We start from the raw sequence: 17,002 nt of genomic DNA on the forward strand, positions 1-17,002 counted from the left end.
TTGCCTCTGTTCTGGCGCCCGGGAGCATGGCTAAACGACGCCTTATCCCGGAAGTCAACGCCGCCGACGCGGAGGCAAAGAGACAGATGACGTGTAAAAGTCTGACAAGGAGAGAGGCGTGAGGCGACTGCCCGGGATATTATTGCTCACCGCGGCAACATTGACAGTTGTCGTCGCACTGCTGGTGAGCGGCCTGCGTCTCGTTCTACCGCAGCTGGACGCATGGCGCCCGCAGCTGCTGGAGAAAATCTCTGCGATTTCAGGCTCGCCGGTCAATGCTTCACAGCTCACGGCCCGCTGGGAAAATTTTGGTCCGACGCTTGACGTGCGCGATGTCTCCGCGGGTCTGAAAGACGGCGGTCAGCTCTCTGTTAAACGGGTCACTCTGGCGCTGGATGTCTGGCAAAGTCTGCTGCACATGCGCTGGCAGTTCCGCGACCTCACCTTCTGGCAGTTGAAAATCCATACCAATTCGCCCATCCAGACCAATGATGGCGGCGATAGCCTGAAAACCGACCATATCGGCGATCTTTTCCTGCGCCAGTTCGACCACTTTATTCTCCGCGATAGCCATTTGAGTTTCGTGACCATTTCCGGGCAACGCGCGGAATTAGCTGTTCCGCAGCTCACCTGGCTGAACACCAATAACCGCCATCGTGCAGAAGGGCAACTGAGTCTCTCCAGTCTGAACGGCCAGCATGGGGTGATGCAGGTACGCATGGATCTGCGTGATGAAAATGGCCTGCTGAATAAAGGGCGCGTATGGCTGCAGGCGGACGATATTGACGTGAAGCCGTGGCTGGGGCGCTGGATGCAGGACAATATTGCATTGCAAAATGCGCGCTTTAGCCTCGAAGGCTGGATGACCATCGACAAAGGCGATATCGCCAGCGGCGACGTCTGGTTGAAGAAGGGCGGTGCCAGCTGGCAGGGGGACGGTCAGCCTCATCGATTGACGGTGGATAATCTGACGGCCCATATCTTCCGCGAGAAGCAGGGCTGGGGCTTCGACATCCCGGATACCCGTATCTCGATCGATGGCAAAGCCTGGCCGCGCGGAGCGCTGGCGATGGCGTGGATCCCGGCCCAGGATGTTGGCGGCGATAACCACGCGCGCAGCGATGAGCTGCGTGTCCGCGCCAGTAATCTCGATCTCACTGGCCTGACCGGGCTGCAACCGATCGCCGATAAGCTGGCTCCTGAGCTGGGCGAGGTCTGGCGCACCACGCAACCTGCCGGCAAAATCGATCTGCTGGCGCTGGATATCCCGCTGCAGGCGGCGGAGAAGTCCCGTTTTCAGGCAAGCTGGAGCGACCTCTCCTGGAAGCAGTGGAAGCTGCTGCCAGGGGCCGAGCATTTCTCCGGTAGCGTTGCCGGAAGCGTGGAAAACGGCTCGCTGCACGCCAGTATGAGCGAGGCTAAAATGCCTTATGCCACGGTCTTCCGCGCCCCGCTGGAAATCGCCAAAGGCGATGCCACCCTTAGCTGGGTGAAGAATGACAAAGGATTTATGCTCGACGGACGCAACATTGACGTGCAGGCGACCGGTGTACGTGCGCGGGGAGGATTCCGCTATTTACAGCCGCAGGATGATGAGCCGTGGCTGGGAATTCTGGCGGGGATCAGCACCAATGACGGCGGTCAGGCATGGCGCTATTTCCCGGAAAACCTGATGGGCAAAGAGCTGGTGGATTATCTCAGCGGCGCGATAAAAGGCGGGCAGTCAACCAACGCGACCCTGGTTTACGGCGGTAATCCGCACCTGTTCCCCTATCTGCATAACGAAGGCCAGTTCCAGGTTTCTGTGCCATTAACCAACGCCACTTTTGCCTTTCAACCGGACTGGCCGGCATTAACCGGGCTGGATATCAACCTCGACTTTATCAATAACGGTTTGTGGATGAAGGCTGATAAGGTCATGCTGGGTAACGTCACCGCCAGCAACCTTGATGCGGTTATCCCTGATTATTCGCGGGAAAAACTGCTTATTGATGCCGATATCAACGGTCCGGGGAAAGATGTCGGCCCCTATTTTAAAGAGACGCCGCTGAAAGAGACGCTGGGTTCGGCACTGGATGAGCTCCAGCTGGATGGGAATGTGAGCGCTCGCTTACATCTTGATATTCCGCTGGATGGCGAGCTGACCACCGCCAAAGGCGATGTCAATCTGGTGAATAACAGCCTGTTTATCAAACCGATTGATACGACGCTGAAGGATCTGACCGGTAAGTTCAGCTTTACAAATGGCGATCTGAAAAGCGAGACCCTGAAAGCCAGCTGGTTTAATCAGCCGCTGAATCTCGATTTTTCCACCACCGAGGGAGCTAAGGCCTTCCTGGTCAACGTTGGAATGAACGCCAGCTGGCAGCCGTCGCATACCGGTCTGCTGCCAAAAGCAGTCAATGATGCCGTGAGCGGTAGCGTGCCGTGGGACGGTAAGGTGGCCATTGAGCTGCCGTACCATGGGAATGCGAGCTATAAGGTTGATATCAACGGCGATCTGAAAAACGTAAGCAGTGACTTACCTTCTCCGGTCGATAAAAAAGCGGGTGAGCCGCTGCCGGTGAAAATTAATGTTGCTGGCGGGTTAAACAGCTTCGAGCTGACCGGCGCGATTGGTGCGAAAAATCATTTCAACAGCCGCTGGTTGCTGAGCCGTAAGCTGACGCTGGATCGGGCGATTTTAACCTCTGATAGCAAAGCCATTTCTCCACTGCCGGATCAGGCCGGCGTTGAGCTGAATATGCCGCCGATGGATGGCGCGGAGTGGCTGGCGCTTTTCCAGGGCGGCGCAGTCAATGAGGTCAGCAGCAATGTTCTCTTCCCGGAACGTATAACGTTGCGTACGCCGTCGCTGACATTTGCTGGCCAAAGCTGGAACAACGTGAGCCTGGTGAGCCAACCGGAAGCCGGTGGCTCGAAGGTTGAAGCCCAGGGGCGCGAAATTAACGCCTCTTTGACAATGCGGCAAAATGCTCCCTGGCAGGCCGCTATTCGCTACCTGTATTACAACCCGGCCGCCGCTCAGAAGAGCGGTGAGACGTCCGACGGGGCGAGCCCGCTTGCCAGTAAGCGCCTTGATTTTCGCGGCTGGCCGGATCTTCAGCTGCGCTGCGCAGAGTGCTGGCTATGGGGGCAAAAATACGGGCGCATCGACGGTGATTTCTCAATTAAAGGCGATACCCTGACGCTGGCTAACGGGCTGGTGGATACCGGTTTTGGCCGTCTGACTTCCGACGGCGTATGGGTCAACGCCCCGGGCGGCGTGCGGACGTCGCTGAAAGGCAAACTCCATGGGAATAAAACGGATGCCTTTGCCAGCTTCTTCGGTATTTCAACGCCGGTGAAAGGGTCGTCGTTCGATGTCGATTACGATTTGCACTGGCGCGCACCGCCGTGGCAGCCGGATGTGGCATCGCTCAATGGGGTGCTGAAAAGCCATCTCGGGAAAGGCGAATTTACCGACATCAGCACCGGTCATGCCGGGCAGCTGTTGCGTCTGCTGAGCGTCGATGCGCTGTTGCGGAAGCTGCGTTTCGACTTTAGCGATACCTTCAGCGAAGGCTTCTATTTTGATTCGATCAACAGCACGGCATGGATTAAAGATGGTGTGCTGAATACGGATGATACGCTGGTGGATGGCCTCGAGGCGGATATCGCTATGAAAGGCTCGGTCGATCTGGTACGCCGCCGACTGGATATGCAGGCCGTCGTGGCCCCGGAAATTTCGGCCACCGTCGGTGTTGCGACAGCGTTTGTGATTAACCCGATAGTCGGCGCCGCGGTATTTGCCGCCAGTAAAGTGCTGGGGCCGCTGTGGAACAAAGTATCTATCCTGCGCTATCGCATCACTGGCCCTATCGATCAGCCGCAGATCAATGAAGTTCTGCGCCAGGCGCGCAGCGACAAAAAGCAATGATTTGACGATTGCGGGGAATTACCGCACTCTCAATGGATAGCGTTTTTTATTTCCGCCTGACCGGCGGCAACAAACGAGTAGCATAACGATGAGTCTGAACCTGGTAAGTGAACAATTACTGTCAGCAAATGGCCTGAATCATCAGGATCTTTTTGCCATTCTTGGCCAGTTGGCCGAGCGCCGTCTGGATTACGGCGATCTCTATTTTCAGTCGAGCTATCACGAATCCTGGGTTCTGGAAGACAGCATCATTAAAGATGGTTCGTATAACATTGACCAGGGCGTCGGCGTTCGTGCGGTCAGCGGTGAGAAAACGGGTTTTGCTTATGCCGATCAAATCAGCCGGCTGGCGCTGGAACAGAGCGCGCAGGCGGCGCGTACCATCGTGCGCGACAGCGGCGACGGCAAAGTGCGTACCCTGGGGGCGGTAGAATACAGCGCGCTGTATACCAGTATCGATCCGCTGCAAAGTATGAGCCGCGAAGAGAAACTGGATATCCTGCGCCGCGTCGATAAAGCGGCTCGCGCCGCTGATAAACGCGTGCAGGAAGTGTCCGCCAGCCTGAGCGGCGTATATGAATTGATTCTGGTCGCGGCGACCGATGGGACCTTAGCGGCGGACGTTCGTCCGCTGGTGCGTCTGTCGGTCAGCGTACTGGTGGAAGACGACGGTAAACGTGAACGCGGCTCCAGCGGCGGCGGCGGTCGTTTTGGCTATGACTATTTCCTGGCTGCCGAAGACGGTGAAGTTCGTGCCGATGCCTGGGCGAAAGAAGCGGTGCGGATGGCGCTGGTGAATTTATCTGCCGTTGCCGCCCCGGCGGGCATGCTGCCGGTGGTGCTGGGTGCCGGCTGGCCTGGCGTGTTGCTGCATGAAGCGGTAGGACACGGTCTGGAAGGCGATTTCAATCGTCGCGGTACTTCGGTGTTCAGCGGCCATATGGGTGAACTGGTGGCTTCCGAACTGTGCACCGTGGTGGATGATGGTACCATTGCCAATCGCCGCGGCTCGTTGGCCGTTGATGACGAAGGGACGCCGGGCCAATACAACGTGCTGATTGAGAACGGTATCCTGAAAGGCTATATGCAGGACAAACTCAACGCGCGTTTGATGGGCGTTGCGCCGACCGGTAACGGCCGCCGCGAGTCATACGCCCATCTGCCCATGCCGCGGATGACCAACACCTACATGCTGGCAGGTAAATCGACGCCGCAGGAAATTATTGAATCGGTTGATTACGGTATCTATGCCCCGAACTTTGGCGGCGGTCAGGTCGATATCACCTCAGGTAAGTTTGTGTTCTCCACTTCAGAAGCCTACCTGATCGAAAAAGGGAAGGTCACGAAAGCAGTGAAGGGGGCGACCCTGATTGGTTCCGGGATTGAAGCGATGCAGCAGATTTCCATGGTCGGTAACGATCTGAAGCTGGATAGCGGTGTCGGCGTGTGCGGTAAAGAGGGCCAGAGCGTGCCGGTAGGCGTGGGTCAACCGACGCTGAAAGTCGATAATCTTACCGTTGGCGGAACCGCCTGAGTATTCTGAATGCGCTTCCGCATCTTGCGGAGGCGCACCTTGCACCGGCCATCGTTGCTGTGTGTGTCGTGTCGCTAGCGAGCAATTCCCCGGCCGTGCATCCCCTGGTAAATTTTTGCCACCTCGACGAAATACTCCGTCAGTGAATTAATACAGACCTGAACCTTCAGCGGTAGCTTGTCTTTCTCGGTATACACCGCATACACCGGACGAGGATCGGACTGGTAGCTTGGCAGCAGGATCTCCAGCTCTCCGCGGTTGATCTCTTCGATCGCCCACATCAGCGGAACGTAAGCCACGCCGACGCCTGCGGTCAACCAGCGTACCAGCGTCATGGGGTCGTTGGTGACAAAGCGGCCCTGCGGAATCAGTTTGGTTGAGATCCCTTCCGGGGCGATAATTTCAAATTCATTATCAGGGCGCACGCTGTACTCAAGCCACGAATGGCTGGCGAGATCGGCCGGTTTTTCCGGGATCCCCGCCTGCTGCAGGTAGCTTTTCGCTGCGCAGAGCACCATCGGCATCGAGCCAAGCCGGCGGGAGAAGAGACTGGAATCCTGCAATGCCCCGACACGGATCACCACATCGAGCCCGTCAGCAATCAGGTCCGGCGCCGGAATTCCGGTAACCAGGTTGACGGATAAACCCGGGTACTCTTTCAGCATTCCAGCGGTAATGTGGGCCAGGACATTCTGTGCCATAGTTGAAGAGCAGCCGACGCGCAGCGTACCGATGGGCGTATTGTTAAACGCGTACAGTTGCTCATGGACGTCCTGCGCTTCGAACAGCATTCGTCGGCAGCCCTGGTAATAGATCTTGCCGGCTTCTGTTAAGCCAAGGCTGCGGGTGCTGCGGTTGAGCAGCTTCACCTGGAGTTCATCTTCCAGTCTGGAGACAGTCTGGCTGATGGATGAAACGCTCATCTGGAGCTGGTGTGCCGTGGCGGTAAATGAACCAAGTTCAACCACTTTGGCAAAAACGGACATGCGTTTTAATCGTTCCATTGTTCACTCTGACTTAAAAGTGATTTAGATCACATAATATAGATCATGCTGCAATTGTTACGTTACTATATTGTTAGCTACATAATAAACGCTTCACGCATATCACCTGTACGCTTCTTATCAAGGTCATCATGAGTCTGTTTCCTGTCATCGTGATTTTCGGCTTATCGTTTCCGCCGATCTTCTTTGAGCTGCTAATATCGCTGGCCATTTTCTGGCTGGTACACCGGCTGCTGGTTCCCACCGGCATCTATGATTTTGTCTGGCACCCTGCACTGTTTAATACCGCGTTATATTGCTGCCTTTTTTATCTGATATCGCGTTTGTTCGTTTGAGGTCGATGTGAAAACACTAACAAGAAATATCTTCCGTACCGCAATCACTGTGATACTGGTTATCCTGGCATTTGTCGCGATTTTTCGCGCCTGGGTCTATTACACCGCGTCTCCCTGGACGCGCGACGCGCGATTCAGCGCCGACATCGTGGCTATCGCACCCGATGTATCCGGGCTGATTTCCCAGGTAAATATCAAGGATAACCAGCTGGTTAAGAAAGACCAGGTTTTGTTTGTGATTGACCAGCCGCGTTATCAGAAAGCCCTCGAAGAAGCTCAGGCCGACGTTTCCTATTACCAGACTCTGGCGCAGGAAAAACGTGTTGAAGCCGGCCGCCGTAACAGGCTGGGCGTACAGGCGATGTCTCGTGAAGAGATAGACCAGGCCAATAACGTCTTACAAACGGTAGAGCATCAGCTGGCGAAAGCCGTGGCCAGCCGGGATCTGGCAAAGCTCGATCTTGAACGCACGGTTGTCCGCGCGCCGGCCGATGGTTGGGTGACCAACCTCAACGTTTACAACGGTGAATTTATTACCCGTGGCTCGACAGCCGTGGCGCTGGTTAAGCAAAACACCTTTTACGTGGTGGCCTACCTTGAAGAGACCAAACTGGAAGGGGTACGTCAGGGATACCGTGCGGAAATTACCCCGCTGGGAAGCAGCCGCTCGATTAAAGGTACGGTGGATAGTATCGCCGCCGGGGTGACCAACGCCAGCAGCAGCAGCGACGCCAAAGGGATGGCTTCCGTGGATTCTAACCTTGAATGGGTTCGTCTGGCGCAGCGCGTGCCGGTCCGCATTCGACTCGACAAGCAGCAGGGCAATCTGTGGCCAGCGGGGACAACCGCGACGGTGGTGATTACCGGTAAAGAAGACCGCGATACAACCCAGGTGAACTTCTTCCAGAAACTGGCGATGCGCCTGCGTGAGTTTGGTTAATCGCCATGGGGATCTTCACCATTTCTCCCCGGCACCTGCGCTTCGCGATTAAATTAGCGTGTGCGGTGGTGCTGGCACTCTTTGTCGGCTTCCATTTTCAACTGGAAACGCCGCGCTGGGCGGTACTCACGGCGGCCATTGTCACCGCGGGTCCCGCGTTTGCCGCCGGCGGAGAACCTTATTCTGGCGCGATCCGCTATCGCGGGATGCTGCGTATTGTCGGGACGTTTATCGGCTGTATTGCCGCGCTGGCGATAATCATTCTGATGATTCGCGCGCCGCTGCTGATGATGCTGGTGTGCTGTCTGTGGGCGGGTTTCTGCACCTGGATCTCCTCGCTGGTTCGCGTCGAAAACTCCTATGCCTGGGGGCTGGCAGGCTATACCGCGCTGATCATTATTATCACCATTCATACCGATCCGATGCTGGCACCGCAGTTTGCCGTTGAGCGTTGCAGCGAGATTGTGGTGGGGATTGTCAGCGCCATTATGGCGGACCTGTTATTTTCCCCGCGCTCGATTAAGAAAGAGATCGATCTTGAGCTGGATAACCTGCTGATCGAACAGTACCGCCTGATGCAACTTTGTGTGGCGCATGGCGACAGCGAAGTGGTTGATAAAGCATGGGGTTCGCTGGTGCGTCGGACCAGTGCGCTGGAAGGAATGCGCAGCAACCTGATTATGGAGTCCTCGCGCTGGGCCAGGGTCAATCAGCGCCTGAAGGCCATTAATACTCTTTCTTTAACGCTGATTACTCAGGCCTGCGAAACGTACCTGATCCAGAATTCGCGCCCGGAAATCGTGACCAGTGATTACCGCGAGCTGTTTGCCGAGCCGGTTGAAACCGTACAGGACGTCCATCGACAGCTGAAAAGAATGCGCCGTTTTCTGACCTGGAAGGGGGAGCACAATACGCCGGTCACTATTTACAGCTGGGTTGGCGCCGCGACACGCTATCTGCTGTTGAAGCGCGGCGTGGTCGGCAATACCAGGATCAGCCGGGTTGAAGATGAAGTGCTGCAGGGTGAGGTGGTGATAAAGGCAGGGTCCGCCGAGCGTCATCATGCGATGGTCAACTTCTGGCGCACCTCCATTTCCTGCATTCTTGGGACGCTGTTCTGGCTGTGGACCGGCTGGACGTCCGGTAGCGGGGCGATGGTGATGATTGCGGTGGTGACGTCGCTCGCCATGCGCCTGCCCAACCCACGAATGGTGGCAATAGATTTTCTCTACGGTACGCTGGCGGCCTTACCGCTGGGGGCGCTGTTCTTCCTGGTGATTATGCCCGCCACGCAGCAGAGTATGCTGCTGCTGTGTATCAGCCTGGCGGCGATGGCGTTCTTTATTGGTATTGAGGTACAAAAACGGCGGCTGGGATCGCTGGGGGCGCTGGCGAGTACCATCAACATTCTGGTACTGGATAACCCTATGCAGTTTCAGTTCAGCCAGTTTCTTGATAGCGCGCTGGGCCAGATCGTCGGCTGTTTTCTGGCGCTGATGGTGATTCTGCTGGTACGGGATAATTCACAAGCGCGTACCGGACGTGTGCTGCTGAATCAGTTTGTTTCGGCCGCGGTGTCATCCCTGACGACCAATACCTCTCGCCGTAAAGAGAACCATTTGCCGGCGCTTTATCAGCAGCTGTTCCTCTTGCTGAATAAGTTCCCCGGCGATATCGCCCGTTTCCGCCTGGCGCTGACCCTGATTATTGCCCATCAGCGTCTGCGGGATGCGCCTGTGCCGGTGAACGACGATCTGTCGGCATTTCACCGCCAGCTGCGCCGCACTGCGGACCATGTGATTTCCGCAGGCAGCGATGATAAACGACGTCGCTATTTTGCTCGTTTGTTAGAAGAGCTGGACGTTTATCAGGAAAAACTGCAGGTCTGGGAGGCGTCACCGCAGGTGACGGAACCGGTCCGACGGCTGGTGGATATGTTGCGTAAGTACCAGCATGTATTGACCAATAGCTAACTACCTGAACCGACGCTGAAGCGTCGGTTTTTTTATCACTATACTTAATCGTCGGGGATATTCGCGTTTCGTTCAGGGAAGCAGGGAGAGAAAACCCGGCGCGTGGAGGCATAGGCAGTATTGGCAGGTGGCAATAGCGCGATGTTGACAGGGTGTGGGCGATGACTATCTATACATTTGATTTTGATGATATAGCCGATCAGCAGGATTTCTATCGTGAATTTTCGCGGAGCTTCTCGCTCAACCGCGAGCAGGTGAACAATCTGGACTCATTGTGGGAAGCCGTCACCAGCGGTCTGCTGCCGCTGCCGCTGGAGATTGAGTTTATTCACTTAAGCGATAAGCAGCGTCGGCGCTTTGGCGCCTTGATATTGCTGTTTGATGAAGCGGAAGAAGAGCTGGAAGGGGAGCTACGGTTTAACGCCAGGCAGGCATAAAAAAGCCCCCGACAAGCGGGGGCAAGTCGTCGGATAAGACGACGAGGGTTTATTTGTACAACTCAGCTGTAGCGTGCCAGCTATCGCCGGTACGGGCTTCAATAATACGGTAGCTGCTTGCGCCTTCTTTTTCGGCTTTAGCCGCCAGTTCATGGCGCATATCCATCGGGGCGCTGCCTACCTGAGAAACAGAGATGGTGCCCATCGACTGCAGGTTTTGAGCTTGTTCCGCGTTGACCTGATGTACGGCGGCGCTAGCGCCGAAGGAGAGAACGGAAGCCAGGCCCAGGGATGCGATGATCATTGAACGTTTCATAATCTTTACTCCAACCATTTGTTGCAGCGGCGGGAGGCTTTATATGGGCCTGGGCCGCTGTGAATTATTCGTATTTAGTTCGTAACCGACAATCATTACGTCTTATTTATAAAGCTCTGCCGTAGCGTGCCAGTGGTCACCGGTACGGGCTTCGATGATGCGATAAGAAGACGCACCTTCTTCCTGAGCTTTTTTGTTCAGCATCTCATGCATATCCATCGGGGAAGAACTCACCGCGCCGACGGAAATGGTACCGATTGACTGACGGCCTTGCGCCTGATCGCTGTTGATAGAGTCAGCGGCGAAAGCGCCAAAGGACAGAACAGACAGGATGCTTAGTGCAGCTACAGTTGTTTTGATTTTCATGATGTTCACCTCGTCGAATCTTATTATTGAGGGCTCTTCGTTTCGTGACCCTCATCACAAAATCAAGTATACACTAATCACCAAAAATATTAATACCACGCTAATGGTTGTATGAGTAAATAATTACAAAGAATTGTCGTTTTTATAACGTATAAGAATTAGAAATGTCATTTACTCGCCATAGAAGTCTGATATAGCGATTAAAATCATATAGATAGGGTATTTTGATATTTTGTGCGCTTCTGGCCCGTTCATTCGGTAAAAGTATGTATAGAGGCCGAAAACCACACTAAATGTTAAAGAAATGCAATATTTTTGAAAAGACCCTCTGGTGGTAACCAGAGGGGAGGCTCTCAGAGTTCCTGTTCAAACAGGACGAGAATGGCGTCGTACAGATCTTTGACGGTGAAGCCTCTGGCCGGGGTCGTAAAGATAGTGTCATCGCCGGCAATGCTGCCGAGAATCCCTTCCGCCTTCCCGAGAGAGTCCAGCAGGCGAGCAATCAGCTGCGCAGCGCCCGGGCTGGTATGGATAACCACGACCGCATCGTTATAGTCGATATCCAACACGAGGTTTTTCAGCGGGCTGGAGGTCGTAGGAACGCCAAGTTCGGCAGGCAGGCAATAGACCATCTCCATTTTGGCGTTACGGGTACGAACCGCGCCAAATTTTGTCAACATGCGGGAGACTTTCGATTGGTTGATATTATCGAAACCTTCTTCCTGCAGCGCCTGGACGATTTCACCTTGAGAGCTGAACTTTTCTTCTTTAAGCAGCAGTTTAAACGCTTTAACCAGTTCTTCTTGTTTTGCCGAACTTCGCATAAGTCACCCAAATTATGGTGGTAAAAACAACATCATTATGCATAGTAATGAATTTTTATGCAAATAATCCGCAGGGGGATAAAGTAAATAATGTTATGAAGGGGGCATATTTTAGCAAATAACCCTGCTAAGGAACATGCCTTCATCACAGCGCGTAAATCGCTGTAAAAGTAAACTAAATGTTATGAGAATGATGTTGTTTTGCCGAGTGAGCTGGGTGTATTGTAACCAATAGTCGATCCGGTACTACGTTTTGCTGGATGGTCAGTCTCAGGGATGAAAATGCGAAGCGGATGCATCGCTGCGCACCAGAACGCATTCTTCAACCATACTTATTGTAATTGTTCATCTTGTGAATTAAGGTCCAGGCGACGGAGTAACGAAAGACTATATTAACCATAATAAGGAGTTTAGGATGAAAGTTGCAGTCCTCGGCGCCGCTGGTGGAATCGGCCAGGCGCTTGCCCTACTACTTAAGACCCAACTGCCTTCAGGTTCAGAACTCTCGTTGTACGACATTGCTCCGGTCACGCCGGGCGTGGCGGTTGATCTTAGCCATATTCCTACCGATGTAAAAATCAAAGGTTTCTCCGGTGAAGACGCAACTCCGGCGCTTGTTGGGGCTGATGTGGTGCTGATTTCCGCCGGCGTAGCCCGTAAACCAGGCATGGATCGCTCCGATTTATTTAACGTTAACGCTGGTATCGTGAAGAACCTGGTACAGCAGATAGCGAAAACCTGCCCGCAGGCCTGCATCGGTATCATTACTAACCCGGTGAACACCACGGTGGCCATCGCGGCAGAGGTGCTGAAAAAAGCCGGCGTTTACGATAAGAACAAACTGTTTGGCGTGACCACGCTGGACATCATCCGTTCAAATACCTTTGTGGCTGAGCTGAAAGGTAAATCCGCATCCGACGTTGAAGTGCCGGTTATTGGCGGCCACTCCGGCGTGACCATCCTGCCGCTATTGTCACAGATTGCTGGCGTGAGCTTCAGCGAGCAAGAAGTTGCCGATCTGACAAAACGCATCCAGAACGCCGGCACCGAAGTTGTTGAAGCGAAAGCCGGTGGCGGTTCTGCCACGCTTTCTATGGGGCAGGCGGCCGCCCGCTTTGGTCTTTCCTTAGTGCGTGCGATGCAGGGCGAGAAAGGCGTGGTCGAATGCGCTTATGTTGAAGGTGATGGCCAGTACGCGCGTTTCTTCTCGCAACCGTTACTGCTGGGCAAAAACGGCATCGAAGAGCGTCAGTCGTTCGGTAAGCTAAGCGCATTTGAGCAACAGGCGCTGGAAGGCATGCTCGATACGCTGAAGAAAGATATCGCCCTGGGCGAAGATTTTGTTAACAAGTAATTGTTCTGATTTGCCAATGATATAAACGAGCGGGCAGCCTTGCCCGCTCGCTGTTTTTAAAGCCTCCGCCGTTTCGCCCCGCTGTTGATTGTTATCAAAATGTGATCGCCTCTGCAACTTCGGCAATCCCTTCCTGATTCTTGATTTTTTGGTCACGCCCCGCCCGAATTTCCACCCGGCTCTTAAGGCGGCCCGGCTTTTGGCTGGCTTATATTGATTCCACCTTGCCGCCATCACCGGGAAAAACATGACCTCCTTAATGCTCAAGCGCAGTGATTACTTCACTAGTGCCGCCCATCCGGTGGCGGTGGAGCACCGCTGCCCGCAGGATATCTTTCCTCTGCATCGCCATGATTTTGACGAAATCGTTATTGTCTGGCGCGGCAACGGATTACACATCTGGAACGGACTGCCGTACCGCATTACCTACGGTGACGTGCTGTATGTGACCCAGCAGGATAGCCATTACTACCAGTCGGTCGATAACCTCGAGCTGGGCAACATCCTGTTTTGCCGCGACCGCCTGCGCCTGGGCACCGACTGGCACAATCTGCTGCCCGGCACGGAAACCCACCAGCAAAGCCGTAGCTGGCGATTAACCCGGGAGTCGCTGGCAGTGATCCGCCAGCACGTCGAGCGCCTGGCCAGCGAGTGCGGCAGGCGGGACCCTGTTTCTTTACGCCTGAGCGAGTCGATATTTCTCGAACTGGTGCTTCTGCTGATGCGCCACCGCTACGCGCCGGACAAGCTGGCCTCTCACGCCCGTCAGGATATCGATCTGGTCATCGCCAGCCTCGGCTCGCGGCTGAATGAGAGATTTGAGCTGGAATCCCTCTGCGCGCAGCACCAGCTTTCTCCGCGTTCGGTACGCGACGCTTTCAAACAGATAACCGGTATGACCATCAGCCGCTACCAGATGCAGCGCCGCCTGTGCCGCGCCATCACGCTGCTCGGCACCAGCGACCTCTCCATTGCAGAAGTGGCGGAGGTAAGCGGTTTTAGCGACAGCAACTATTTCTCGGTCATCTTTCAGAAAAGCTTTAACCAGTCTCCCAGCCATTGTCGACGAGCGCTTCAGGCGCGGGGTCTGGGACGTGGACATTTTCCTTTCTCAGACGATTTATCCTCATCAGGAGACAACCTATGAATATACCCGCCACGCTTAATACCGCGCTATTTGGTATCGGGCTCAATACCTACTGGCCGCAGTTCAGCGGCCTCGAACAGCGCCTGCTGGGCTACCTGCAGGAGATTGAAGAGCAGCTCTCTGCGCCATCGCTCACGGTGCTGAACGGTGGGCTGGTGGATTCGCTGGAGAAAAGCGATGCGCTGGCCCTGCGTCTCAGGCAGTTTTCCCCGGACGTTATTGTGATAGCCATCAGCACCTATGCCCTGAGCTCCACCGTGCTGCCGCTGGTGCAGCAGTTTAGCGTGCCGGTGCTGATCCTGGCCCTCCAGCCGGAGCGGACGTTGCCGTACAGCGTGATTCGCGATCTGCCCGATCGCGGGGCGCGCACCGGCGAGTGGCTGGCGCATTGCCAGGCGTGCAGCGCGCCGGAACTGGCGAACGTCTTTAATCGCGCCGGGATCCACTGGGAAATGATCGTCGGAGCATTGCACAACGATCCCCACGTCTGGCGGGAAACCTGCGCCTGGCTGACGGCGCTGACGCTGAAAAAGCAGCTGGCGCAGACGCAGATTGGCGTGCTCGGCCACTACTACAACGGCATGTACGACGTCTATTCCAACATGACGAACCTCTCAGCGAAGCTGGGCGTTCGCTTCCAGCCGCTGGAGATGTGCGAGCTGCTGAGCTGGCGCGAGCAGGTTTCCGACAGGCAAATAGAAGAGAAACGGCGGGAAATAAGGGAAAAGCTGGTCATCGATGACAGCTGCGATGAGCGGGAGTTGCTGCGGGCAACGCATACCGCCGTCGCTCTCGACGACCTGGTACGGGAAAACAAACTGCACGCGCTGGCGTACTACTACGAAGGCACGCCGGGCAGCGCCCATGAAAATATCGTCACCTCGCTGATTCTGGGCAACACGCTGCTTACCGGGCGGGATATTCCGGTTGCCGGGGAGTACGAAGTTAAAAACGTTATCGCGATGAAAATTCTCTCTTTACTCGGGGCCGGAGGCTCGTTTGCCGAACCTTACGGCATTGATTTCGATGATGATGTCGTGCTGTGGGGGCATGACGGCCCGGCTCATCCGGCGATGGCCGAAGGTGAAGTGCGCCTGGTGCCTTTGCCGGTTTATCACGGTAAGCCCGGCAAAGGGATCTCGATCCAGATGAGTGTACGCAACGGGCCGGTCACCTTCCTGTCGGTGGTGGAGGACGTCAACAACCGGGTGATTTTGCAGTACGCCGAAGGAGAATCGCTGGCGGGAGAAATACTGGATATCGGCAACACCAACAGCCGCTACCGCTTCGCCTGCGGCGCCCGGGCCTTCACCGAAAGCTGGTCGCGCGGCGGGGCGGCTCATCACTGCGCCATCGGTATCGGGCACCACGGTACGACGCTTGAAAAGCTCGCCAGTCTGCTCGGCGTGACGGCTACCCGCATTGTATAACCGCAAAGGAGAACCTTTATGAGTGCAAAAATTGGTATTTTCGCCATCGGTCTTGAAGCGTACTGGCCGCAGTTTTCGGGCATGAAAGAGCGGCTGATGGAGCATCATCAGCGGCTGCTGGAGAAATTCTCGCCGCGCGACGTCGTTGCCGCAGGCATGGTGGACAATCCGGCAAGAGCGCGGGAGGCGGGGCTGCGCTTTCAGGCGGAAGATGTGGATATTATTTTCTGCCACCTGACAACCTACGCCTCGTCCGAGGCCCTGCTGCCGGTAGTGCGCGCGCTGGGCAACGTGACGCTGGTGCTGCTGAACGTGCAGTCGGTTCCCGCGTTGGATCTGGATAGAACCTTGACTATCGACGACTGGCTGGGCAAAGGTTGTACCTGCGCCGGGCTGCCCGAAATGACCGCCGTGCTGCGCCGTTTCGAGCATCCTTTTGCGGTGGTTTCCGGCTACCTTGAAGGAGATACGATCCTTGATGAGAAGATTAGCCAGTGGTGCGACGCGGCCAACGCCTGCCGTCGCCTGAAGTCGGGGAACATCGGCATTCTTGGCCGTCCGTATCCGGGGATGATGGATCTCAACGTCGATGAGACGCAGATTTTCCGCACCTTCGGCAGCTACGTGAAGCATCTGAACTGGGAGGATATCGCGGCCAATATTGCCCACGGCTTTAACCAGGACGACATCGAGCGGGCGGGTCGGGAGGTGAAAGAGGTTTTCCGCCTGCCGGAGGATCTGGATGAGCAGCATCTGACCTCAATGATTGAGGTCTATCTGGCCACCCGCAGGCTGGTGGATGAGCACCGGCTGATTGCGCTGTCGAACCACTTCGAGGTGCAGCCCAGCGGCTATATGCACCAGATTATCTCCGCATCGAATCCGGTCTTCTCCATGCTGACCCGGCAAGGGATCGCCTGCCCGGTTGAGGCCGACGTCAAAACGGCGATCGCGCTGACGCTGATGAAATCCCTGGCCGGCAGCGCAACGCTGACCGAGCTGTATTCGATGGATTTCAATCAGGATCTTTGCATCGTCGGGCACAGCGGGGCGGGCGATCCGGACATCGCCGATGAAAAATCCCTGCTCAAAATGAGCGCCGTCTTCCACGGCAAGCCGGGCAGCGGTTTTCTGACCCAGTTTACCCCGGCCACCGGGCCGGTAACCCTGGCTTCCGTTACTCAGGGGGCCGACGGTCAGTACATGCTGGTGCTGGCCGAGGGCGAGCTTGTGGAAGGCAAAACGCTGCAGCTTGGGGATACGAACGCCCTGTTCCGCTTCCGCAAAGGGCTGCGCGCTTTTGTGGATGACTGGTCCGCCTGCGGCCCGACCCATCACTGCGCGATGGGACGGGGATACCACGCCCAGGCGTTTCATAAACTTGGGCAGCTGTTGAAGATCCCTGTCCACGAGGTGTGATCTT

General features: G+C 55.6%; 14 protein-coding genes. 10 read left to right on the forward strand and 4 right to left on the reverse strand.

Going from position 1 to position 17,002, the window contains the following annotated elements:
• The first annotated feature begins 118 nt into the window (after positions 1–118).
• Both yhdP and tldD read left to right on the forward strand, forming a co-directional pair.
• Positions 119–3,919, forward strand: a complete 3,801-nt coding sequence (yhdP, locus tag Q1L34_RS02420; protein WP_004868270.1) for an AsmA2 domain-containing protein YhdP — start codon at positions 119–121, stop codon at positions 3,917–3,919.
• An 88-nt stretch (positions 3,920–4,007) separates the two neighbouring features.
• Positions 4,008–5,453, forward strand: a complete 1,446-nt coding sequence (gene tldD, locus Q1L34_RS02425) for a metalloprotease TldD (protein WP_032690544.1) — start codon at positions 4,008–4,010, stop codon at positions 5,451–5,453.
• A gap of 74 nt (positions 5,454–5,527) precedes the next feature.
• On the opposite strand, the gene aaeR is transcribed toward tldD, so the two are convergent.
• Positions 5,528–6,457 (reverse strand): HTH-type transcriptional activator AaeR, encoded by a 930-nt coding sequence (gene aaeR, locus Q1L34_RS02430; protein WP_004868263.1) that lies wholly within the window; start codon positions 6,455–6,457, stop codon positions 5,528–5,530.
• A 131-nt stretch (positions 6,458–6,588) separates the two neighbouring features.
• Between aaeR and aaeX the strand changes: the two genes are divergently transcribed.
• The 4 genes from aaeX (at position 6,589) to Q1L34_RS02450 (ending at position 10,142) form a co-directional block, all read left to right on the forward strand.
• On the forward strand, positions 6,589–6,792 hold the full coding sequence (gene aaeX / locus Q1L34_RS02435; RefSeq protein ID WP_004868260.1) for a p-hydroxybenzoic acid efflux pump operon protein AaeX: 204 nt from the start codon (positions 6,589–6,591) through the stop codon (positions 6,790–6,792).
• Positions 6,793–6,799: 7 nt separating this feature from the next.
• On the forward strand, positions 6,800–7,732 hold the full coding sequence (gene aaeA, locus Q1L34_RS02440; RefSeq protein ID WP_004868258.1) for a p-hydroxybenzoic acid efflux pump subunit AaeA: 933 nt from the start codon (positions 6,800–6,802) through the stop codon (positions 7,730–7,732).
• 5 nt (positions 7,733–7,737) lie between these two features.
• Positions 7,738–9,705 (forward strand): p-hydroxybenzoic acid efflux pump subunit AaeB, encoded by a 1,968-nt coding sequence (gene aaeB / locus Q1L34_RS02445; protein ID WP_327204346.1) that lies wholly within the window; start codon positions 7,738–7,740, stop codon positions 9,703–9,705.
• A 161-nt stretch (positions 9,706–9,866) separates the two neighbouring features.
• Positions 9,867–10,142 carry a barstar family protein gene (locus Q1L34_RS02450; RefSeq protein WP_004868252.1) on the forward strand — a complete coding sequence of 92 codons (276 nt, stop codon included), beginning with the start codon at positions 9,867–9,869 and terminating at the stop codon, positions 10,140–10,142.
• Positions 10,143–10,191: 49 nt separating this feature from the next.
• On the opposite strand, the gene yhcN-B is transcribed toward Q1L34_RS02450, so the two are convergent.
• The 3 genes from yhcN-B to argR all read right to left on the reverse strand — a co-directional run bounded on the left by yhcN-B (position 10,192) and on the right by argR (position 11,648).
• Positions 10,192–10,458, reverse strand: a complete 267-nt coding sequence (yhcN-B, locus tag Q1L34_RS02455; protein ID WP_004868249.1) for a DUF1471 family stress response protein YhcN-B — start codon at positions 10,456–10,458, stop codon at positions 10,192–10,194.
• A 102-nt stretch (positions 10,459–10,560) separates the two neighbouring features.
• On the reverse strand, positions 10,561–10,824 hold the full coding sequence (yhcN, locus tag Q1L34_RS02460; RefSeq protein ID WP_004868247.1) for a peroxide/acid stress response protein YhcN: 264 nt from the start codon (positions 10,822–10,824) through the stop codon (positions 10,561–10,563).
• 353 nt (positions 10,825–11,177) lie between these two features.
• Complete coding sequence (argR, locus tag Q1L34_RS02465; protein WP_004868245.1) at positions 11,178–11,648, reverse strand: transcriptional regulator ArgR; 471 nt, start codon at positions 11,646–11,648, stop codon at positions 11,178–11,180.
• Positions 11,649–12,063: 415 nt separating this feature from the next.
• On the opposite strand from argR, the gene mdh reads away from it, so the two are divergent.
• The 4 genes from mdh (at position 12,064) to Q1L34_RS02485 (ending at position 16,998) form a co-directional block, all read left to right on the forward strand.
• Positions 12,064–13,002 (forward strand): malate dehydrogenase, encoded by a 939-nt coding sequence (gene mdh / locus Q1L34_RS02470; protein WP_004868243.1) that lies wholly within the window; start codon positions 12,064–12,066, stop codon positions 13,000–13,002.
• Positions 13,003–13,249: 247 nt separating this feature from the next.
• Positions 13,250–14,149, forward strand: a complete 900-nt coding sequence (locus Q1L34_RS02475; RefSeq protein WP_069476396.1) for a helix-turn-helix domain-containing protein — start codon at positions 13,250–13,252, stop codon at positions 14,147–14,149.
• Entirely contained in the window at positions 14,146–15,579 is a 1,434-nt protein-coding gene (locus Q1L34_RS02480; RefSeq protein ID WP_069476397.1) for an L-fucose/L-arabinose isomerase family protein, read from the forward strand. The genes Q1L34_RS02475 and Q1L34_RS02480 overlap by 4 nt, the downstream gene beginning before the upstream one ends.
• Before the next feature lie 18 nt (positions 15,580–15,597).
• Positions 15,598–16,998 carry an L-arabinose isomerase gene (locus Q1L34_RS02485; RefSeq protein ID WP_015585644.1) on the forward strand — a complete coding sequence of 467 codons (1,401 nt, stop codon included), beginning with the start codon at positions 15,598–15,600 and terminating at the stop codon, positions 16,996–16,998.
• Positions 16,999–17,002 lie beyond the last annotated feature (4 nt).

Source organism: Klebsiella ornithinolytica (genome assembly GCF_030505655.1).
Lineage (GTDB): Bacteria > Pseudomonadota > Gammaproteobacteria > Enterobacterales > Enterobacteriaceae > Klebsiella > Klebsiella ornithinolytica.